This window comes from Pseudomonas sp. MWU16-30323 (genome assembly GCF_020515595.1).
Lineage (GTDB): Bacteria > Pseudomonadota > Gammaproteobacteria > Pseudomonadales > Pseudomonadaceae > Aquipseudomonas > Aquipseudomonas yamanorum.
Genome location: NZ_JAIWYM010000012.1, coordinates 17700 through 38115, shown reverse-complemented (window position 1 = coordinate 38115; position 20416 = coordinate 17700). Strand labels below are relative to the sequence as shown.

Sequence of the window (20416 nt, the reverse complement as noted above, 5' to 3'; positions counted from 1 at the left end):
CTGGCACGTCACCAGTTGTAGGAAACTGTTCCGAGTAGCGTCCGGCTTTCACCCCAATAGCAGCGGCCTGCATCGTTGCAGCCGGACACATATTCCTTGTCGAACAGGTTCTTTGCGTTCACGTCCACCGACCAGTGCTTATCAATCTGGTACCCGATGGCGGCATCCACCAACGTTACGCTTCCAGCATCCAGCTTCCCGTAGAGGGAAGGCGCGGTGTAAGCGAAAGTGCTGTCGAAGTAGCGCATGCCGCCGCCGACGGACAAGCCCTTGAGTTGGCCATCAAGAAAGCGGTACTTGCCCCAGACCGAAGCCTGATTACGTGGGACACCGGTCATTTGGTGACCTTCCACGAGCGACGTTGCCGAATCCTTGGTAATCCGAGCATCGGTGTAGGTGTAGGCCGCAGTCACGTTCAAATTAGGGGTGAGGTTGCTGTTGACCTCCACTTCCACGCCCTTGGCCCGGCTTTCGCCCACCTGGCGGTAGGTATTGGTAGTGGCGTCGAGGTACGTGTCGTCCTGCTTGCGCAAGTCATAGACCGACAACGTCATCGCCGTGTCCCAGCCGATCGGCTCGTACTTGAGGCCTACTTCGTATTGACTGCTGGTGATCGGATCCAGTGGCGTGCCGGCATTGGAGATCTGCTGTACCGGGACGAACGCAGTCGAGTAGCTGACATACGGCGTCAGGCCGTTGTCGAACTGGTACATGATCCCGCCCTGATAGGTGAATTTGCGGTCTTCAGCGCTGATGTTGCCGGCCTTGGCCACCTTGTCGCGGAAATCGCTGTCGACCCAGTCCTGGCGTCCGCCGAGCAAGAATAACCAGTGGTCATACTTGCTCTGGACCTGTGCATAAACACCTTTCATCTGCTGTTCGAGCAACGTGTTTTGCACCGCGAGAGGCGTCAATGGGGCCCTCAGGTACACCGGGTTATACACATTGATCGTGCCTGCAAATCCGGCATTCCAATCCTGGCTGAAGGAGGTCCGGTCATAGCTGGCACCGAACAGCACAGTATTTTCCAGGCCGCCTACCTGGAATTTTCCTTCCAATTGGTTATCCAGCGAGTAGACCATCGATTTGTTGTAGCGGTCGTAGGCATTCATGTTCAGCTGGGTGCCGAACCCCGCATTATTCAGGTTGCCTGGCCAGGTTTCATGGCGGGTGATTCGCGACTGCATGTAGCGCGAGTTCTGCCGAAACTGCCAGTCATCGTTGAAGCTGTGGCTGAACTCGTAGCCGGTGCTCCAGGTTTCCCGTTCGAAGGTGTTCCAGTCCGGGTCACCGAGCATGGTGTGCTTGGAAAGCTTCCCGTTGGGGTTGGTCAGTAATGTGCCGGCGGCAGGTAGGCCAAGTTCTAGATTGGTGTGGTCTTTCTGGTAGTTGGCCAGCAGCGTCAGGGTGTTGTAGTCGTCGAAATTGAGGGTCAGGGACGGTGCGATATACAGGCGGTCATCGGGAACGTGATCGGTTTGGGTGTCGGACTTCCTGCCGAGCATCACCACGCGTCCAAGAATATTGTCGCTGTCGTTCAATGGGCCGGAGATATCCACACCCACCTGTCGGCGATTATTCGAACCGTAGGTCAGCTGAACCTCGCCTTGGGGTGTAGCTGTCGGGTGTTTACTCACCAGGTTGACCAGACCACCGGGGGCGTTTTCGCCGTAGAGCAGGGAAGAAGGACCACGGAATATTTCTACCCGTTCCAGCCCATAAGGTTCGCTGGTGGTGTCATACCGGTTGCCTTGTACTCGCAAGCCATCGCGCAGCAGGCCGTAGCCATAATCCGTGGCGTTGAAGCCGCGAATGAAGAACAGGTCACCCGCCAGGCCATCGCCCGCAGCGAAGGGTGGGGCAAAGATTCCCGGCACATAGCCCAACACTTCGGTGAGCGTCTGGGATTTTTGGTCCTTGATGCGCTGGCCGGTCACCACTGACACCGAGCGCGGAGTTTCCGACAATGGTGTGCTGGTCTTGGTACCGATTCGGCTGTTTTGCGCCTTGTAACCTACGTCTCCGGCAATGTCCTGATTGAAACCGGTCTGTTGATAAGTGCTGACAGTTGTCGGGGCCAACATGAGTTGTCCCCCGCTCATGGCCGGCTGCAGCGCGTAGCTGCCGGGGCCTTGAGCCGCCGCCTGCAATCCCGAGTTTTGCAGCAATAACGCAAACCCCTGCTCCACCGAATAGTCACCCTCCAGCCCAGGACTTTGCAAGCGCGCGGTCTGCTGCGGCGAGAATGACAGAATCACATTGGCCTTCGATGCGAATTGGCTCAAGGCATTGTCGAGTGGCCCGGAGGCGATCACGTAATGTTGCACTGGGCTGGCAGCAATGGCCCGATTGCATAGCAAGGTGCTGGCAGTCGCTGCCGAGGCCAGCAGCAAGCCATACGTAATGCCGTGATAGGAGAGACGCTGGCGAAGTTTTGTAGGAAGGCGCATGTGTGAGTAAGCCCTGAAGGTAGCATCGTGATTACCTGTAGGGCCGCGCCAGGTAAAAAAAAGATAACCCCTGCTGAGAGTATTTTTTCGGTATCAACCTGTAAGCGTGACGGCAACCCAGTAGCGGGTGAAATACTTCACCTGGATCGGCAGCGTGACCTGCAGGTTGGCCAATACGGCGTCGGTGGAATCCAGGCGGAACGTGCCGGACACCCGCAGCCGTGCCGATGCGGCATCGCACTGCATAACGCCCGGCCGATAGCGCGCGAGTTCGTCGATGACATCCCCCAATCGCGCGTCCAGAACAATCAATTGGCCGTCGACCCATGCAGCTTGGTTCCCGCGATAAATATGGCTGGGGCCTACGTCTTGCGTGCCAAAGTCGACACTCTCACCAGGTCCGAGCACTCGGCTATGGCCCGGCTGGTCGACGGGTTGCACGCTGACCCGGTCTTCCAGCACACCAACCCGCGTCGCCCCTTGCAGTTGGCGAACAGTGAACCACGTCCCCAAGGCTTGAACACGACCCTCACGGGTTTCGACATAAAACGGTGTTTGTCCCCCCGACTTGCCGGTGTGGATAAGTACTTCCCCCTCACGCAAACGGACCCGTCGCTGCTGTCCATCGAAAAGTACGTCGATAGCCGTGTTCGTATTGAGGTCAATTTGAGTGCCGTCGGCCAGCCCGATTCGCCGTCGTTCGCCGACCTTGGTTCGATAGTCAGCCCAGAGGTTGCCCAGGGACGTGTGTTGTTGAACGTTCCACCCCAAGTACCCGGCGGCACCGAACGTCAGCATCAGCTTGAGCACTTGCCGCCGTTGTTGACTGGCCGAGAGCGCACGACGGGTGAAGTCCTTGGGGACCGCACCGAGGTCACGTTGCAACTGCTCCATCTGGTTCCAGGCCGCCTGATGGGAAGGATCGCCGTTGAGCCATTGCTGCCAGGCACTGTGTTCCGCGGGTGTCGGTGGTTGCGATTGAAATTGCACGTACCAGCTGGCGGCGGCTTCGAACGTCTTGCGATCCGGGGCAGCCATCACATGCCCGCCATGATCAGGGCGCATTCTGTCAGGGCCCGAACCATATGTTTCTTGACGGTAGTCAGCGAGACACGCAGTTGATCGGCGATCTGTTGATAAGTCAGGCCTTCGACCTGGGACAGCATGAAAATTCGCCGGGCCCGCTCACCCAGCCCATACAAGGCTTTATCCACAGCCACGAGGGTTTCAATGATGATGGCCTTGTCTTCTTCACTGATTGCGGTCGCTTCTGGCCGGTCTGCCAGGGTTTGCAGATAGGCCTGCTCAATGGCGCGGCGGCGATAGCGGTCAATCACCAGTCCCCTGGCAACCGTGGCCAGATAGTCCCTGGGTTCGAGGATCTGCGTCGCATTGCGGCCGCCCAGGATCCGCACGAACGTATCGTGTGCCACGTCCGCTGCATCGCAGGCGTTATGCAACTTTCCCTTGAGCCAGCTGTGCAACCACGAATGGTGCTGCTCATAGATGTGCTGGACTGCAACGGTATGCGAGGGAAGGGCCATGAGAGGTGACAAGGTGGGTTAATGATAATAACTATTATTAACTGCCGTGACGCTTTCTCACAATAGGCCTGCCATCAACCCGTTTCACAAATGCAAATGAACTGTTTCCTGCTTGACCGGGGATTTTCGGAGGCTTCTGCGTGCCTGAAACTTATCGGAATCCGCATTTTCTGTGGATTAAGCCCTGTGAATAACCGCCCCTGTGCCCGGTTGATAACAAGGCTTGAAACCTGAGCAAAACCCCCTCTGTGGATAACCACCTGTTTAATCCACAGGCTTAAACCACTTATCCAAGGGCCTCCTTGGCACCTAACCACAGACTTTTGAAGCTCTGTACACAAAGTAAATAAAGGCCTGTAGAGATCTATCCACAGAAACATACCTCAGTAGAAATAAACATAAAAACAAAGATTTAATAAATTTCTCTCTTTTAATTTCTATTGTTCGTGATTCATCCACAGCTGGTTAAATTTTGTGCAAAGGGTTCTTTAGGAAGGGCGAAGTCCCTATACTTGCCGACTCGTTCGAAAACCTGATCTCGAACGCTCATTCCTAATTACCTACAGAAGCAGGCACGAGGTGCGTGGTGGATTTCCCTTCCCGTTTTGAAGTGATCGTCATCGGCGGCGGTCATGCCGGTACCGAGGCAGCACTGGCGTCAGCACGCATGGGGGCAAAAACCCTGTTGCTGACGCATAACGTGGAAACCCTCGGCGCCATGAGCTGCAACCCCGCAATTGGCGGGATTGGCAAAAGCCACTTGGTCAAGGAAATCGATGCCCTGGGCGGCGCGATGGCCATGGCTACTGACAAGGGTGGTATTCAATTTCGCGTATTGAACAGCCGCAAAGGCCCGGCCGTGCGAGCCACTCGTGCTCAAGCCGACCGGATCCTGTACAAGGCCGCTGTCCGCGAAACCCTGGAAAACCAGCCGAACCTGTGGATATTTCAACAGGCAGCCGATGACCTGATCGTCGAACAAGACCAGGTACGCGGTGTTGTCACGCAAATGGGCCTGCGTTTCTTCGCAGAATCCGTGGTGTTGACCACCGGTACCTTCCTCGGCGGACTTATCCACATCGGCATGCAGAACTATTCCGGTGGCCGCGCCGGTGATCCGCCGTCGATTGCCCTGGCTCAGCGCCTTCGCGAACTGCCGCTGCGTGTTGGTCGCCTGAAAACCGGCACGCCGCCGCGAATTGATGGTCGGTCTGTGGATTTCTCGGTGATGACCGAGCAAGCCGGCGATACACCGATCCCGGTGATGTCGTTCATGGGTTCCAAGGAACAGCATCCGAAACAGGTCAGTTGCTGGATTACCCACACCAACGCTCGCACCCACGAAATCATTGCCGCGAACCTCGACCGTTCGCCGATGTATTCCGGTGTGATCGAAGGTATTGGCCCACGTTACTGCCCGTCGATCGAAGACAAGATCCATCGCTTTGCCGACAAGGAAAGCCACCAGGTCTTTATCGAACCGGAAGGTCTGACTACCCACGAGCTGTACCCGAACGGGATTTCCACGTCCTTGCCGTTCGACGTGCAAATCCAGATCGTGCAATCGATTCGCGGTATGGAAAACGCCCACATCGTGCGGCCTGGCTACGCCATCGAATACGACTACTTCGACCCGCGTGACCTGAAATACAGCCTGGAAACCAAGGTTATTGGCGGTTTGTTCTTCGCTGGCCAAATCAACGGCACTACCGGTTACGAAGAAGCCGGCGCCCAGGGTTTACTGGCCGGAACCAACGCGGCACTGCGTGCACAGGGCAAAGACAGTTGGTGCCCGCGTCGCGATGAGGCGTACATCGGTGTGTTGGTCGACGACCTGATCACCCTCGGCACCCAGGAACCGTACCGGATGTTTACGTCCCGGGCTGAATACCGCCTGATCCTGCGGGAAGACAACGCCGACCTGCGCTTGACCGAAAAAGGTCGTGAGCTGGGCCTGGTCGACGACGTGCGTTGGGCTGCCTTCTGCAAAAAACGCGAAAGCATCGAGTTGGAAGAGCAGCGCCTGAAAAGTACCTGGGTACGCCCGGGCACCGAGCAAGGCGACGCGATTGCCGAAAAATTCGGCACGCCGCTGACTCACGAATACAACCTGCTGAACCTGCTGTCCCGTCCGGAAATCGACTACGCTGGTCTGATCTCGGTCACCGGCGGTGGCGCAGACGATCCACAGGTCGCCGAACAGGTCGAAATCAAGACTAAATACGCCGGTTACATTGACCGTCAGCAGGATGAGATCGCTCGTCTGCGGGCCAGCGAAGACACCAAGCTGCCTGTGGATATCGATTACACAAACATTTCCGGGCTGTCGAAAGAGATTCAAGGCAAGCTGGGGATAACTCGACCTGAGACCCTGGGCCAGGCGTCCCGTATCCCGGGTGTCACGCCGGCAGCCATTTCGCTGTTGATGATTCATTTGAAAAAACGCGGCGCGGGCCGTCAGTTGGAGCAAAGCGCTTGAGTTCGTTGGTCACCTCGCAACACGCCGAAGAGTTATCCACAGGTGCTCGCCAGCTTAGCGTCGACCTGACCGAAGCCCAGCACGAGTTGCTGCTGGGGTATCTGGCCCTGTTGATCAAATGGAACAAGGCTTACAACCTCACGGCGGTGCGTGATCCAGACGAAATGGTCTCTCGCCATCTGCTCGACAGCCTCAGCGTGATGCCGTTTATCGAAAACGGCCGTTGGCTCGACGTTGGCAGCGGCGGCGGCATGCCCGGCATCCCGTTGGCGATCCTGTTTCCCGAGTCGCAAGTGACTTGCCTGGACAGCAATGGCAAGAAAACCCGCTTCCTGACCCAGGTCAAACTCGAACTCAAGCTGGATAATCTGCAAGTTATCCACAGTCGTGTCGAAGCCTTCACGCCTGAACAGCCTTTCAACGGAATTGTGTCCCGGGCGTTCAGCAGCATGGAGAACTTCAGCAACTGGACCCGCCACCTCGGCGACCGCGATACCCGTTGGCTGGCAATGAAGGGCGTTCATCCAAGCGACGAGCTGTTAGCATTGCCGGCAGACTTCCACCTCGATAGCGAACACGCCTTGGCCGTACCCGGTTGCCAAGGCCAACGCCATCTGCTGATACTGCGCCGCACGGCATGATTGGGAACACAAGCAAGAATGGCTAAGGTATTCGCGATAGCGAACCAGAAAGGTGGCGTGGGCAAAACCACCACCTGCATCAACCTCGCAGCATCCCTGGTCGCTACCAAGCGTCGGGTGCTGTTGATCGATCTCGATCCACAGGGCAACGCCACCATGGGTAGCGGTGTGGATAAACACGGCCTGGAAAACTCGGTCTACGACTTGCTGATTGGCGAGTGTGACCTGGCCCAGGCCATGCACTATTCCGAGCACGGCGGTTATCAACTGCTGCCGGCCAACCGCGATTTGACTGCGGCGGAAGTGGTGCTGCTGGAAATGCAGATGAAAGAAAGCCGTCTGCGCAGCGCCTTGGCGCCAATCCGCGAGAACTACGACTACATTTTGATCGACTGCCCGCCATCGCTGTCGATGCTGACGTTGAACGCACTGGTTGCCGCCGACGGGGTGATTATCCCCATGCAGTGCGAGTACTTCGCGCTCGAAGGCTTGAGCGACCTTGTGGATAACATCAAGCGTATTGCCGAGTTGCTCAACCCGAACCTGCAAATCGAAGGCCTGCTGCGGACCATGTATGACCCGCGCCTGAGCCTGATGAACGATGTGTCGGCGCAGCTCAAGGAACACTTCGGCGATCAGCTCTACGACACCGTGATTCCACGCAACATCCGCCTGGCCGAAGCGCCAAGCTATGGCATGCCCGCGCTGGCGTACGACAAATCATCCCGCGGCGCCATTGCCTACCTGGCGCTGGCCGGCGAAATGGTTCGTCGTCAACGCCGCAATTCTCGCACCGCTGCAGCCCAGCCAACTTAAGGAATCCCCATGGCCGTCAAGAAACGAGGTCTCGGACGTGGACTGGATGCACTGCTGAGTGGTCCGACTGTCACGACCCTTGAAGAGCAAGCGGTGCAGGCCGACGAGCGTGAGCTGCAGCACCTGCCGCTGGACCTGATCCAGCGCGGCAAATACCAGCCGCGCCGGGACATGGACCCCCAGGCGCTGGAAGAATTGGCGAATTCGATCAAGGCCCAGGGCGTGATGCAGCCGATCGTGGTGCGCCCGATTGGTGCCGGCCGCTTTGAAATCATCGCCGGCGAGCGCCGCTGGCGCGCCAGCCAGCAGGCCGGCAAGGAAACCATTCCGGCAATGGTGCGCGATGTGCCGGATGAAACCGCCATCGCCATGGCGTTGATCGAGAACATCCAGCGCGAAGACCTCAATCCGATCGAGGAAGCGATCGCCCTGCAGCGTTTGCAGCAGGAATTCAAACTGACGCAGCAGGAAGTCGCGGATGCGGTGGGCAAATCTCGCGTGACCGTGTCCAACCTGCTGCGCCTGATCGCGCTGCCGGAAGTCATCAAAACCATGCTTTCCCATGGTGACCTGGAAATGGGTCACGCCCGTGCCTTGCTCGGTTTGCCGGAAAATCAACAGGTTGAGGGGGCGCGACACGTTGTCGCACGAGGCCTCACCGTTCGTCAGACCGAGGCCCTGGTTCGCCAGTGGCTCAGTGGCAAACCTGCACCGGTCGAAACCGCCAAACCTGATCCGGACATTGCACGCCTGGAGCAACGCCTGGCCGAGCGCCTAGGCTCTGCGGTGCAAATTCGTCACGGCAAGAAAGGTAAAGGGCAATTGGTCATCGGATATAACTCATTGGATGAGCTTCAGGGCGTCCTTGCCCACATCCGCTGAAACAATTGCTTCTGTAGCGCGCAGTCGGAAATCACTACCCGGCAGTTGAATAGGGGCAGAACCGCCCCTATACTCTGCGCGCATTTTGTCGGCACAAATTATGCCAAGTTATTGATTTCCGGCAGCCGACCATTGAGGAGCAAGAGTGATGGAAACCCGCACGCCAAACACGTTGCCGTTCCATCGCTTGGCCGTTTTCCCGGTTTTAGTGGCTCAATTTGTCATCTTGCTGATCGCCGCTTTGGCGCTTTGGTATTGGCATGGAGTCGTAGCGGGATACTCGGGACTCTGCGGAGGCCTGATAGCCTTGCTGCCCAATATGTATTTTGCTCACAGGGCCTTTCGGTTTTCCGGCGCCCGAGCAGCCCAAGCCATCGTCCGGTCTTTTTATGCTGGCGAGGCGGGGAAATTGATTTTGACGGCAGTGCTGTTTGCACTGACCTTTGCAGGTGTGAAGCCATTGGCGCCGCTGGCTGTATTCGGCGTCTTCGTGTTGACCCAACTGGTCAGCTGGTTCGCTCCCCTGCTAATGAAAACAAGACTTTCGAAACCTTAGGGCGTTTGAGGCAACCATGGCAGAAACAACCGCTTCGGGCTATATCCAGCACCACTTGCAGAACCTGACCTTCGGTCAGCTTCCCAACGGCGGCTGGGGCTTTGCCCACACCGCAGCAGAAGCCAAAGAAATGGGTTTCTGGGCATTCCACCTGGATACTCTGGGCTGGTCTGTCGCATTGGGTCTGATCTTCGTCCTGATTTTCCGCATGGCGGCAAAGAAGGCGACTTCCGGTCAGCCGGGTGCTTTGCAGAACTTCGTTGAAGTATTGGTCGAATTCGTCGATGGCAGCGTGAAAGACAGCTTCCATGGTCGTAGCGCGGTGATCGCACCGTTGGCACTGACCATCTTCGTCTGGGTGTTCCTGATGAACGCCGTCGACCTGATTCCGGTCGACTGGATTCCTCAGTTGGCCATGGCGATCTCCGGCGATCCGCACATTCCATTCCGTGCCGTATCGACCACTGACCCGAACGCTACCCTGGGCATGGCCCTGTCGGTGTTCGTGTTGATCATTTTCTACAGCATCAAGATCAAGGGCATCGGCGGCTTCATCGGCGAACTGACCCTGCACCCGTTCGGCAGCAAGAACATCTTCGTTCAAGCCCTGCTGATCCCGGTGAACTTCCTGCTGGAATTCGTGACCCTGATCGCCAAGCCAATTTCCCTGGCTCTGCGACTGTTCGGCAACATGTATGCCGGTGAGCTGGTGTTCATTCTGATCGCTGTGATGTTCGGCAGTGGTCTGCTCTGGCTTAGCGGCCTGGGCATTGTTCTGCAGTGGGCGTGGGCTGTGTTCCACATCCTGATCATCACCCTGCAGGCGTTTATCTTCATGATGCTGACCATCGTCTACCTGTCGATGGCGCACGAAGAGAACCATTAAGACCAGTCTCGACTAGTCTGATGTCCCTCCCGGTCAAACGGGAGGGTAGCCCTGAAGGGCTATGAAACGATTTGTTTTACCGCTTTAAAATCTAAAAAACCTAAACCATACGACGTAAAAGTCGGGAGGAAAGATGGAAACTGTAGTTGGTCTAACCGCTATCGCTGTTGCACTGTTGATCGGCCTGGGCGCCCTGGGTACTGCCATTGGTTTCGGCCTGCTGGGCGGCAAGTTCCTGGAAGGCGCAGCGCGTCAGCCAGAAATGGTTCCAATGCTGCAAGTTAAAATGTTCATCGTCGCCGGCCTGCTCGACGCCGTGACCATGATCGGTGTTGGTATCGCTCTGTTCTTCACCTTCGCGAACCCCTTCGTTGGTCAACTCGCCGGTTAATCACTCGTTTTTTCGAGTGATTGGTGTGTTGTGCAACGAACGAGCGAGGTATTGGCGTGAACATTAATGCAACCATTATTGGTCAGTCCTTAGCGTTCTTGATTTTTGTAGTTTTCTGCATGAAGTTCGTATGGCCTCCGGTCATCGCGGCTTTGCACGAACGTCAGAAGAAGATCGCAGACGGACTGGACGCTGCCGCACGAGCAGCTCGCGACCTGGAGTTGGCCCAAAATAAAGCGGGTCAACAACTGCGCGAAGCGAAAGCTCAGGCAGCTGAAATCATTGAGCAAGCCAAGAAACGCGGTAACCAGATCGTTGAAGAGGCTGTTGAAAAAGCCCGTATCGACGCTGACCGTGTGAAGGTTCAGGCTCAAGCCGAGATCGAGCAGGAACTGAACGGTGTCAAAGATGCGCTGCGTGCCCAACTGGGTGCTCTGGCCGTCGGCGGTGCTGAGAAGATCCTGGGTGCCACAATCGATCAAAACGCGCACGCGGAGCTGGTAAACAAACTGGCTGCTGAAATTTAAGCGAGGGCGATCATGGCAGAATTGACCACGTTGGCCCGACCTTACGCTAAGGCAGCCTTCGAGCACGCCCAGGCCCACCAGCAGCTGGCCTCTTGGTCAGCCATGCTCGGCCTGGCTGCAGCAGTGTCGCAAGATGACACCATGCAGCGCGTGCTCAAGGCCCCGCGACTGACGAGCGCAGACAAGGCCGCCACGTTTATTGACGTGTGCGGCGACAAGTTTGATGTGAAAGTGCAGAACTTCATCCACGTCGTTGCCGAAAACGACCGTCTCCCGCTTCTGCCGGAGATCGCCGCTCTGTTTGACCTGTACAAGGCCGAACAAGAGAAATCGGTAGACGTTGAAGTGACCAGTGCTTTTGCATTGAACCAAGAACAGCAAGACAAACTCGCCAAGGTTCTCAGTGCACGACTCGACCGGGAAGTGCGCCTGCAAGTTGCGGAGGATGCCACCCTGATTGGTGGTGTCATCATTCGCGCCGGCGACCTGGTTATCGATGGCTCGATTCGCGGCAAACTCGCGAATCTTGCCGAAGCATTGAAATCTTGAGTTTGAAGGGGCAGCAGAGCAATGCAGCAACTCAATCCTTCCGAAATAAGTGAAATTATCAAAGGCCGCATCGACAAGCTCGATGTGACCTCCCAAGCCCGTAACGAAGGCACTGTCGTCAGCGTATCTGACGGCATCGTGCGGATTCACGGTCTGGCCGACGTCATGTACGGCGAGATGATCGAGTTTCCGGGCGGCGTCTACGGTATGGCTCTCAACCTGGAGCAAGACTCTGTAGGTGCCGTTGTATTGGGCTCCTACCAGACTCTGGCTGAAGGCATGAGCGCCAAGTGCACAGGCCGCATCCTGGAAGTTCCGGTTGGTAAGGAACTGCTGGGTCGCGTTGTCGACGCACTGGGTAACCCAGTTGACGGCAAAGGTCCACTGAACAACACCGAGACCGATGCGGTCGAGAAAGTTGCTCCAGGCGTGATCTGGCGTAAGTCGGTAGACCAGCCTGTACAGACTGGCTACAAGGCTGTCGATGCCATGATTCCTGTCGGCCGTGGCCAGCGTGAGCTGATCATCGGTGACCGTCAGATCGGTAAAACCGCTCTGGCGATCGACGCGATCATCAACCAGAAAGACAGCGGGATTTTCTGCGTCTACGTAGCAATTGGTCAGAAACAATCGACCATCGCCAACGTGGTTCGCAAGCTGGAAGAAAACGGCGCCCTGGCTAACACCATCGTCGTGGCCGCCAGTGCTTCCGAATCCGCTGCACTTCAGTTCCTGGCACCGTACTCCGGTTGCACCATGGGCGAATACTTCCGCGACCGCGGTGAAGACGCGCTGATCGTTTATGACGATCTGTCCAAGCAAGCAGTGGCTTACCGCCAGATTTCCCTGCTGCTGCGCCGCCCACCAGGCCGTGAAGCTTACCCAGGCGACGTGTTCTATCTCCACTCCCGTCTGCTGGAGCGCGCATCCCGCGTTTCGGAAGAATACGTAGAGAAGTTCACCAACGGCGCAGTGACCGGCAAAACCGGTTCCCTGACCGCACTGCCGATTATCGAAACCCAGGCTGGCGACGTTTCCGCGTTCGTTCCGACCAACGTGATTTCCATCACCGACGGTCAGATCTTCCTGGAATCGGCCATGTTCAACTCCGGGATCCGTCCTGCAGTGAACGCCGGTGTTTCGGTATCCCGTGTGGGTGGTGCCGCTCAGACCAAGATCATCAAGAAGCTCTCCGGTGGTATCCGTACCGCTCTGGCTCAGTACCGTGAACTGGCGGCATTCGCCCAGTTCGCTTCTGACCTGGACGAAGCGACCCGTAAGCAACTTGAGCATGGTCAGCGCGTTACCGAGCTGATGAAGCAGAAGCAATACGCACCAATGTCGATCGCTGACATGGCGCTGTCGCTGTATGCCGCTGAGCGTGGGTTCCTGACCGACGTTGAAATCACCAAGGTCGGCAGCTTTGAACAAGCGCTGATTGCTTACTTCAACCGCGATCACGCCGAATTGATGGCGAAGATCAACGTGAAGGGTGACTTCAATGACGACATCGACGCTGGCATCAAAGCCGGTATCGAGAAGTTCAAGGCCACCCAAACCTGGTAAGCCGCAGCGGGGGCCGCGAGGCTCCCGCTTGCTAACCTGATAGGTGTTACATGGCAGGCGCAAAAGAGATTCGCAGTAAGATTGCGAGCATCAAAAGCACGCAAAAGATCACCAGCGCCATGGAAAAAGTGGCGGTCAGCAAAATGCGCAAGGCACAAATGCGCATGGCTGCTAGCCGTCCCTACGCGGAGCGTATCCGCCAGGTTATTGGTCATCTGGCCAACGCCAACCCGGAATATCGCCACCCGTTCATGATCGATCGCGAAGTTAAGCGCGTCGGTTACGTCGTGGTGAGCAGTGACCGTGGTTTGTGCGGTGGTTTGAATACCAACCTGTTCAAGGCCCTGGTCAAGGACATGGCGGTAAACCGCGAAAAAGGCGTCGAGATCGATCTGTGTGTGGTCGGTAGCAAGGGTGCGGCCTTTTTCCGCAACTTCGGCGGTAACGTCGTTGCAGCTATCAGCCACCTGGGTGAAGAACCGTCGATCAATGATTTGATCGGCAGCGTCAAAGTGATGCTGGATGCATACCTGGAAGGCCGGATTGACCGCCTCTCCGTGGTGTCCAACAAGTTCATCAACACCATGACGCAACAGCCTACCGTGGAGCAGTTGATTCCATTGGTGGCGGCCCCGGAACAAGAACTCAAGCACCACTGGGACTACCTCTACGAACCAGACGCCAAAGAGCTGCTTGACGGCTTGATGGTGCGCTACGTGGAGTCGCAGGTGTACCAGGCGGTGGTCGAGAACAACGCGGCTGAACAAGCTGCGCGGATGATCGCGATGAAGAACGCTACCGACAACGCCGGTGATTTGATCAGCGATTTGCAGCTGATCTACAACAAGGCGCGTCAGGCTGCGATCACCCAAGAGATCTCGGAAATCGTCGGCGGCGCTGCCGCGGTTTAACGGTTCAAATATTCAGAGGATCCAGCTATGAGTAGCGGACGTATCGTTCAAATCATCGGCGCCGTTATCGACGTGGAATTCCCACGCGACAGCGTACCGAGCATCTACAACGCTTTGAAAGTCAAAAGCGATGCAGGCACCACCCTGGAAGTTCAGCAGCAGCTGGGCGACGGCGTGGTTCGTACCATTGCAATGGGTTCCACCGAAGGCTTGAAGCGCGGTCTGGAAGTCACTGACTCTGGCGCAGCCATCTCCGTACCGGTCGGTAAAGCGACCCTGGGCCGGATCATGGACGTCCTCGGTAACCCGATCGACGAAGCCGGTCCAATCGACACCGAAGAGCGCTGGGGCATTCACCGTCCTGCGCCTTCCTTTGCGGAACAAGCGGGCGGCAACGACCTGCTGGAAACCGGCATCAAGGTTATCGACCTGGTTTGCCCGTTCGCCAAGGGCGGTAAAGTCGGTCTGTTCGGTGGTGCCGGTGTAGGCAAAACCGTAAACATGATGGAACTGATCCGTAACATCGCCATCGAGCACAGCGGTTATTCCGTGTTCGCCGGTGTGGGTGAGCGTACTCGTGAGGGTAACGACTTCTACCACGAGATGAAGGATTCCAACGTTCTGGACAAAGTGGCACTGGTTTACGGTCAGATGAACGAGCCGCCGGGTAACCGTCTGCGCGTAGCACTGACCGGCCTGACCATGGCCGAGAAGTTCCGTGACGAAGGTAACGACGTTCTGCTGTTCGTCGACAACATCTATCGTTACACCCTGGCCGGTACTGAAGTATCCGCACTGCTGGGCCGTATGCCTTCCGCAGTAGGTTACCAGCCGACCCTGGCCGAAGAGATGGGTACTCTGCAAGAGCGTATCACTTCGACCAAAAACGGTTCGATCACCTCGATCCAAGCGGTATACGTACCTGCGGATGACTTGACTGACCCGTCGCCAGCGACCACGTTCGCCCACTTGGACGCCACCGTCGTACTGTCCCGTGACATCGCTTCCCTGGGTATCTACCCGGCGGTCGATCCACTGGACTCGACTTCGCGCCAGCTGGACCCGAACGTCATCGGCCAGGAACACTACGACACCGCTCGCGGCGTCCAGTACGTCCTGCAGCGTTACAAAGAACTGAAGGACATCATTGCGATCCTGGGTATGGACGAGCTGTCGGAAACCGACAAGCAGTTGGTATCCCGCGCTCGTAAGATCCAGCGCTTCTTGTCGCAGCCGTTCTTCGTGGCTGAAGTCTTCACTGGTGCCTCGGGTAAATACGTTTCCCTGAAAGACACCATTGCTGGCTTCAAAGGCATCCTCAACGGTGACTACGACCACCTGCCAGAACAAGCGTTCTACATGGTCGGCGGCATCGAAGAAGCGATCGAGAAAGCCAAGAAACTGTAATCCCGGCGCCCGGCAACGGGCGCTCATCAGGTTGAGGCAATCAGATGGCTATGACAGTCCATTGCGATATCGTCAGCGCGGAAGGGGAAATCTTCTCCGGTCTGGTAGAAATGGTGATTGCACACGGTGAACTCGGTGACCTGGGTATTGCCATGGGCCACGCGCCGTTGATCACCAGTTTGAAACCAGGTCCGATCATTCTGACCAAGCAAGGCGGGGAAAAGGAGGTTTTCTACATCTCCGGTGGTTTCCTCGAGGTTCAGCCGAACATGGTCAAGGTACTTGCCGACACCGTGCAACGTGCTGCCGACCTGGATGAAGCCTCCGCTCAGGAAGCCGTCAAGGCTGCCGAGAAGGCCCTGAACGAAAAAGGCGCAGATTTCGACTACGGTTCTGCTGCTGCACGTCTGGCCGAGGCCGCAGCTCAGCTGCGCACCGTCCAGCAGATCCGCAAGAAGTTTGGCGGCTAAGCCGTTAAACCTCATGTGTGATTGATTAAAAAGGGTAGCCTCGGCTACCCTTTTTCTTTTTTTGCAAAACACTTCATTTGGTCTGAAGTCTGACCGCCCAGGATTGGTAGCCATTCATGTCTCTCGAAATCGTAATTCTTGCCGCAGGCCAGGGCACCCGCATGCGTTCGGCCCTGCCCAAGGTGCTGCACCCGGTTGCCGGCAACTCCATGCTTGGCCATGTTATCCACAGCGCCCGGCAGCTGGATCCACAGCGCATTCATGTCGTGATCGGCCACGGTGCCGATGTGGTGCGTGAGCGTTTGGCGGCGGATGACCTGAATTTCGTATTGCAGGACAAGCAATTGGGTACCGGCCATGCCACTGCGCAAGCCGTGCCGTTCATCAAGGCCGACACCGTGCTGATTCTCTACGGTGATGTGCCGTTGATCGAAGTGGAAACCTTGCAGCGCCTGCTCAAACACGTCGTGCCTGGCCAGATGGGTCTGCTCACCGTCGAGCTGGACGACCCGACCGGCTACGGTCGCATCGTGCGCAACACTGATGGCAAGGTCGCCGCCATCGTCGAACATAAAGACGCCAGCGAAGCCCAGCGTGCCATCACCGAAGGCAACACCGGCATCCTCGCGGTTCCGGCCGATCGCCTGTCGGACTGGATGAGCCGCCTGTCCAACAACAACGCCCAGGGCGAGTACTACCTGACCGACGTCATCGAGATGGCCGTCAGCGATGGCCTGGTGGTCGCTACCGAACAGCCCCACGACCCGATGGAAGTGCAGGGCGCCAACGACCGCAAGCAACTGGCAGAGCTGGAGCGTCATTACCAATTGCGTGAAGGCCGCCGCTTGATGGCGCTGGGCGTGACGCTGCGCGATCCGGCACGTTTCGATGTGCGGGGTGATATCACCGTAGGCCGCGACGTGCTGATCGATATCAACGTGATCCTCGAAGGTCGCGTGGTCATTGAAGACGACGTGGTGATCGGCCCGAACTGTGTCATCAAGGACAGCACCCTGCGCAAAGGCGTGGTGATCAAAGCCAACAGCCATATCGACGGCGCGGTGATGGGCGAGGGCAGTGATGCCGGTCCGTTCGCGCGTTTGCGTCCGGGCAGCGTGTTGGGCGCTAAAGCTCATGTGGGTAACTTCGTTGAGCTGAAAAACGCCCGGTTGGCCGATGAGGCGAAAGTGGGTCACCTGACCTACCTGGGTGACGCTGTGATCGGTGCTCGCACCAACATCGGCGCCGGTACCATCACCTGCAACTACGATGGCGCCAACAAACACCAGACCACCATCGGTGAAGACGTGTTTATCGGCTCCAACAATTCCCTCGTAGCACCCGTGACGATTGACGACGGCGCCACCACTGCCGCCGGCTCGACCATCAATCTGGCTGTGGATAAGTTGCAGCTCGGTGTAGCCCGCGCCCGCCAGCGCAACATCGACGGCTGGAAGCGCCCGGTCAAAATCAAGAAAACCTGAGTTATCCACAACCCTGAAACACTGTAGTACTCATGTGGGAGCGGGCTTGCTCGCGAAGGCGGTCTTTCGGTTGATACATGCGCTGACTGACACACCGCTTTCGCGAGCAAGCCTGCTCCCACATTTTTATCTGCGTTGATTCAAAAAACTCAGTCGCAGGCTTGACCATTGTGAGTAAATAGGTTTTGATTGCCTTCGTTATCTTTCGAAACGAAACTTATCATCACCATGTCGAAACGAAATACACCCCAACGTCGCCACAACATCCTTGCCATGCTCACCGAGCAAGGTGAAGTCAGCGTGGACGAATTGGCCAAGCGTTTCGAAACCTCGGAAGTGACCATCCGCAAGGACCTGGCGGCCCTCGAAAGTAACGGCCTGTTGCTGCGTCGCTACGGTGGCGCCATCACCATGCCCCAGGAATTGGTCGGTGACCCGGCCCAGCCCATCTCGGCCTACAAGCGCGCCATCGCCCGTGCGGCTGTCCGGCGCTTGCGGGAACACGCACGCATCATCATCGACAGCGGCAGCACCACCGCCGCCATGATCCCCGAACTGGGCCAGCAACCCGGCTTGGTGGTGATGACTAACTCCTTGCACGTGGCCAGCGCCTTGAGCGAACTGGAACACGAGCCGGTGCTGTTGATGACTGGCGGCACCTGGGATCCGCATTCGGACTCGTTCCAGGGCCAGGTCGCCGAGCAAGTATTGCGTTCCTACGACTTCGACCAGCTCTTCATTGGTGCCGATGGCATCGACCTGGAGCGCGGCACCACCACCTTCAACGAATTGCTGGGCCTGAGCCGCGTCATGGCCGAGGTCGCCCGCGAAGTGGTGGTGATGGTCGAGTCCGACAAGATTGGCCGCAGGATCCCCAACCTGGAACTGCCTTGGAGCAGCGTCCATACCCTTATTACCGATGATCGCCTGCCGCTTGAGGCCCGCGACCAGATTCAAGCCCGCGGCATCACGCTGATTTGCGCGGCAGTCATCTAGGAGAGAAACCATGTGTGGAATTGTTGGCGCAGTCGCTGAACGAAACATCACCGCTATTTTGCTCGAAGGCCTCAAACGCCTGGAATACCGTGGCTACGACAGCGCCGGTGTGGCGCTCTTCACCAACGCCGGCAAGCTTGAGCGCATGCGTCGCCCGGGCAAGGTCAGCGAGCTGGAACAAGCACTGGCGGGTGAGCCGCTGGTAGGCCGCCTGGGTATCGCCCACACCCGTTGGGCCACCCACGGTGCACCGTGTGAACGCAACGCCCACCCGCACTTCTCCGGTGACCTGGCGGTTGTCCACAACGGCATCATCGAAAACCACGAAGTGCTGCGTGAACAGCTCAAGGGCCAGGGTTATGTCTTCACCTCGGACACCGACACCGAAGTCATCGCCCACCTGCTGAACCACAAGCTCAAGGACCTCGGCGACCTGACCAACGCCCTCAAGGCCACCGTCAAGGAACTGCACGGCGCCTATGGCCTGGCCGTGATCAGCGCCAGCCAGCCGGACCGCCTGGTCGCCGCCCGCAGTGGCAGCCCATTGGTGATCGGCCTGGGCCTGGGCGAGAACTTCCTCGCCTCCGACCAACTGGCCCTGCGCCAGGTAACCGACCGCTTCATGTACCTGGAAGAAGGCGACATCGCCGAGATCCGCCGCGAAAGCGTGCAAATCTGGGACGTTGACGGCCAGTCCGTGGAACGTGAAGCCGTGCAGTACCGTGACGGTGCCGAAGCCGCCGACAAGGGCGAGTTCCGCCACTTCATGCTCAAGGAAATCCACGAGCAACCGGCCGTGGTGCAACGCACCCTGGAAGGTCGCCTGAGCCAGAACCAGGTGTTGGTGCAAGCCTTCGGCCCGCAAGCCGCCGAACTGTTCGCCAAAGTGCGCAACGTGCAAATCGTCGCCTGCGGCACCAGCTACCACGCCGGCATGGTTGCCCGTTACTGGCTGGAAGAACTGGCCGGCATCCCGTGCCAGGTCGAAGTCGCCAGCGAATTCCGCTACCGCAAGGTGGTGGTGCAGCCCGACACCCTGTTCGTCACCATCTCCCAGTCCGGCGAAACCGCCGACACCCTGGCTGCCCTGCGCAACGCCAAGGAACTGGGCTTCCTCGGCAGCCTGGCGATCTGCAACGTCGGCATCAGCTCCCTGGTGCGCGAGTCCGACCTGACCCTGCTGACCCAGGCCGGTCGTGAAATCGGCGTGGCCTCCACCAAAGCCTTTACCACCCAGTTGGTCGGCCTGTTGCTGCTGACCCTGTCCCTGGGCCAGGTTCGCGGCACCTTGGGCGAAGGCGTCGAGGCGCACCTGGTCGAAGAACTGCGCCGCCTGCCGGCCCGCCTGGGCGAAGCCCTGGCCATGGACAGCACCGTGGAAAAAGTCGCCGAGCTGTTCGCCGACAAACACCACACCCTGTTCCTCGGCCGTGGTGCGCAATACCCGGTGGCGATGGAGGGCTCGCTCAAGCTCAAGGAAATCTCCTACATCCACGCCGAAGCCTACCCGGCCGGTGAACTCAAGCACGGCCCGTTGGCCCTGGTGGATGACGACATGCCAGTCGTTACCGTCGCGCCGAACAACGAGCTGCTGGAGAAGCTCAAGTCCAACCTGCAGGAAGTGCGCGCCCGTGGCGGCCAACTGATCGTGTTCGCCGACGAAAAGGCCGGCATGACCAATGGCGAAGGCACCCACGTCATCAACATGCCGCACATCCACGACACCCTGTCGCCGATCCTCTACACCATCCCGCTGCAGTTGCTGTCGTACTACGTCGCCGTGCTCAAGGGCACCGACGTTGACCAGCCGCGTAACCTGGCGAAGTCGGTGACGGTGGAATAAGCCTCACCCGAACCATCA

Annotated in this window: 19 protein-coding genes; 16 read left to right on the top strand and 3 right to left on the bottom strand. The window is 57.9% G+C overall.

The features are described 5' to 3' along the window. Window positions 1-8: 8 nt before the first annotated feature. The 3 genes from LIY45_RS15965 to LIY45_RS15955 all read right to left on the bottom strand — a co-directional run bounded on the left by LIY45_RS15965 (window position 9) and on the right by LIY45_RS15955 (window position 3994). Window positions 9-2450, bottom strand: coding sequence for a TonB-dependent siderophore receptor (locus LIY45_RS15965; protein ID WP_226476883.1), 2442 nt, complete (start codon window positions 2448-2450; stop codon window positions 9-11). A gap of 93 nt (window positions 2451-2543) precedes the next feature. Further along, window positions 2544-3488 (bottom strand): FecR domain-containing protein, encoded by a 945-nt coding sequence (locus LIY45_RS15960; RefSeq protein ID WP_226476882.1) that lies wholly within the window; start codon window positions 3486-3488, stop codon window positions 2544-2546. Then, window positions 3488-3994, bottom strand: coding sequence for a sigma-70 family RNA polymerase sigma factor (locus LIY45_RS15955; RefSeq protein ID WP_017477896.1), 507 nt, complete (start codon window positions 3992-3994; stop codon window positions 3488-3490). Before LIY45_RS15955 ends, LIY45_RS15960 begins: the two co-directional genes overlap by 1 nt. Window positions 3995-4580: 586 nt before the next feature. On the opposite strand from LIY45_RS15955, the gene mnmG reads away from it, so the two are divergent. The 16 genes from mnmG (at window position 4581) to glmS (ending at window position 20398) form a co-directional block, all read left to right on the top strand. After that, window positions 4581-6473, top strand: coding sequence for a tRNA uridine-5-carboxymethylaminomethyl(34) synthesis enzyme MnmG (gene mnmG / locus LIY45_RS15950; RefSeq protein WP_226476881.1), 1893 nt, complete (start codon window positions 4581-4583; stop codon window positions 6471-6473). After that, window positions 6470-7114, top strand: coding sequence for a 16S rRNA (guanine(527)-N(7))-methyltransferase RsmG (gene rsmG / locus LIY45_RS15945; RefSeq protein WP_226476880.1), 645 nt, complete (start codon window positions 6470-6472; stop codon window positions 7112-7114). The genes mnmG and rsmG overlap by 4 nt, the downstream gene beginning before the upstream one ends. Window positions 7115-7132: 18 nt before the next feature. Continuing rightward, the gene (locus tag LIY45_RS15940; protein ID WP_017477894.1) at window positions 7133-7930 is read left to right on the top strand and encodes a ParA family protein; all 798 of its coding nucleotides are present in this window, start codon (window positions 7133-7135) and stop codon (window positions 7928-7930) included. A 9-nt stretch (window positions 7931-7939) separates the two neighbouring features. After that, window positions 7940-8812: a ParB/RepB/Spo0J family partition protein gene (locus LIY45_RS15935; protein ID WP_003213558.1), complete on the top strand. Its 873-nt coding sequence runs from the start codon at window positions 7940-7942 to the stop codon at window positions 8810-8812. A 148-nt stretch (window positions 8813-8960) separates the two neighbouring features. Further along, complete coding sequence (locus LIY45_RS15930; protein ID WP_181077562.1) at window positions 8961-9368, top strand: F0F1 ATP synthase subunit I; 408 nt, start codon at window positions 8961-8963, stop codon at window positions 9366-9368. A 16-nt stretch (window positions 9369-9384) separates the two neighbouring features. Next, a complete protein-coding gene (gene atpB, locus LIY45_RS15925) occupies window positions 9385-10254 on the top strand; it encodes a F0F1 ATP synthase subunit A (RefSeq protein ID WP_017477891.1) in 870 nt (289 codons plus the stop codon). Window positions 10255-10387: 133 nt separating this feature from the next. After that, complete coding sequence (atpE, locus tag LIY45_RS15920) at window positions 10388-10645, top strand: F0F1 ATP synthase subunit C (protein WP_002555987.1); 258 nt, start codon at window positions 10388-10390, stop codon at window positions 10643-10645. Between the two features lie 56 nt (window positions 10646-10701). Beyond that, on the top strand, window positions 10702-11172 hold the full coding sequence (locus tag LIY45_RS15915) for a F0F1 ATP synthase subunit B (protein ID WP_226476879.1): 471 nt from the start codon (window positions 10702-10704) through the stop codon (window positions 11170-11172). Between the two features lie 12 nt (window positions 11173-11184). Then, window positions 11185-11721, top strand: a complete 537-nt coding sequence (locus LIY45_RS15910; protein WP_003213551.1) for a F0F1 ATP synthase subunit delta — start codon at window positions 11185-11187, stop codon at window positions 11719-11721. Window positions 11722-11742: 21 nt separating this feature from the next. Beyond that, a complete protein-coding gene (atpA, locus tag LIY45_RS15905; protein ID WP_003213549.1) occupies window positions 11743-13287 on the top strand; it encodes a F0F1 ATP synthase subunit alpha in 1545 nt (514 codons plus the stop codon). A 50-nt stretch (window positions 13288-13337) separates the two neighbouring features. Next, window positions 13338-14198, top strand: a complete 861-nt coding sequence (gene atpG, locus LIY45_RS15900; protein WP_003213547.1) for a F0F1 ATP synthase subunit gamma — start codon at window positions 13338-13340, stop codon at window positions 14196-14198. 27 nt (window positions 14199-14225) lie between these two features. Beyond that, the gene (gene atpD, locus LIY45_RS15895; protein WP_003213545.1) at window positions 14226-15605 is read left to right on the top strand and encodes a F0F1 ATP synthase subunit beta; all 1380 of its coding nucleotides are present in this window, start codon (window positions 14226-14228) and stop codon (window positions 15603-15605) included. Between the two features lie 44 nt (window positions 15606-15649). Continuing rightward, complete coding sequence (locus LIY45_RS15890) at window positions 15650-16075, top strand: F0F1 ATP synthase subunit epsilon (RefSeq protein WP_226476878.1); 426 nt, start codon at window positions 15650-15652, stop codon at window positions 16073-16075. A gap of 116 nt (window positions 16076-16191) precedes the next feature. Then, window positions 16192-17559, top strand: a complete 1368-nt coding sequence (glmU, locus tag LIY45_RS15885) for a bifunctional UDP-N-acetylglucosamine diphosphorylase/glucosamine-1-phosphate N-acetyltransferase GlmU (RefSeq protein WP_226476877.1) — start codon at window positions 16192-16194, stop codon at window positions 17557-17559. Between the two features lie 228 nt (window positions 17560-17787). After that, window positions 17788-18555, top strand: a complete 768-nt coding sequence (locus LIY45_RS15880; protein WP_026078021.1) for a DeoR family transcriptional regulator — start codon at window positions 17788-17790, stop codon at window positions 18553-18555. Window positions 18556-18565: 10 nt separating this feature from the next. Further along, the gene (glmS, locus tag LIY45_RS15875) at window positions 18566-20398 is read left to right on the top strand and encodes a glutamine--fructose-6-phosphate transaminase (isomerizing) (RefSeq protein WP_017477887.1); all 1833 of its coding nucleotides are present in this window, start codon (window positions 18566-18568) and stop codon (window positions 20396-20398) included. Window positions 20399-20416 lie beyond the last annotated feature (18 nt).

Bases quoted from the DNA above. Each gene is read 5' to 3' on its own strand.
- LIY45_RS15965 (WP_226476883.1), bottom strand. From the start codon at position 2,450: ATGCGCCTTCCTACAAAACTTCGCCAGCGTCTCTCCTATCACGGCATT.
- atpB (WP_017477891.1), top strand. From the start codon at position 9,385: ATGGCAGAAACAACCGCTTCGGGCTATATCCAGCACCACTTGCAGAAC.
- atpG (WP_003213547.1), top strand. From the start codon at position 13,338: ATGGCAGGCGCAAAAGAGATTCGCAGTAAGATTGCGAGCATCAAAAGC.
- atpD (WP_003213545.1), top strand. From the start codon at position 14,226: ATGAGTAGCGGACGTATCGTTCAAATCATCGGCGCCGTTATCGACGTG.
- glmU (WP_226476877.1), top strand. From the start codon at position 16,192: ATGTCTCTCGAAATCGTAATTCTTGCCGCAGGCCAGGGCACCCGCATG.
- LIY45_RS15955 (WP_017477896.1), bottom strand. From the start codon at position 3,994: ATGGCCCTTCCCTCGCATACCGTTGCAGTCCAGCACATCTATGAGCAG.
- LIY45_RS15960 (WP_226476882.1), bottom strand. From the start codon at position 3,488: ATGGCTGCCCCGGATCGCAAGACGTTCGAAGCCGCCGCCAGCTGGTAC.
- LIY45_RS15940 (WP_017477894.1), top strand. From the start codon at position 7,133: ATGGCTAAGGTATTCGCGATAGCGAACCAGAAAGGTGGCGTGGGCAAA.
- LIY45_RS15935 (WP_003213558.1), top strand. From the start codon at position 7,940: ATGGCCGTCAAGAAACGAGGTCTCGGACGTGGACTGGATGCACTGCTG.
- LIY45_RS15890 (WP_226476878.1), top strand. From the start codon at position 15,650: ATGGCTATGACAGTCCATTGCGATATCGTCAGCGCGGAAGGGGAAATC.
- LIY45_RS15880 (WP_026078021.1), top strand. From the start codon at position 17,788: ATGTCGAAACGAAATACACCCCAACGTCGCCACAACATCCTTGCCATG.
- LIY45_RS15930 (WP_181077562.1), top strand. From the start codon at position 8,961: ATGGAAACCCGCACGCCAAACACGTTGCCGTTCCATCGCTTGGCCGTT.
- glmS (WP_017477887.1), top strand. From the start codon at position 18,566: ATGTGTGGAATTGTTGGCGCAGTCGCTGAACGAAACATCACCGCTATT.
- LIY45_RS15910 (WP_003213551.1), top strand. From the start codon at position 11,185: ATGGCAGAATTGACCACGTTGGCCCGACCTTACGCTAAGGCAGCCTTC.
- atpA (WP_003213549.1), top strand. From the start codon at position 11,743: ATGCAGCAACTCAATCCTTCCGAAATAAGTGAAATTATCAAAGGCCGC.
- atpE (WP_002555987.1), top strand. From the start codon at position 10,388: ATGGAAACTGTAGTTGGTCTAACCGCTATCGCTGTTGCACTGTTGATC.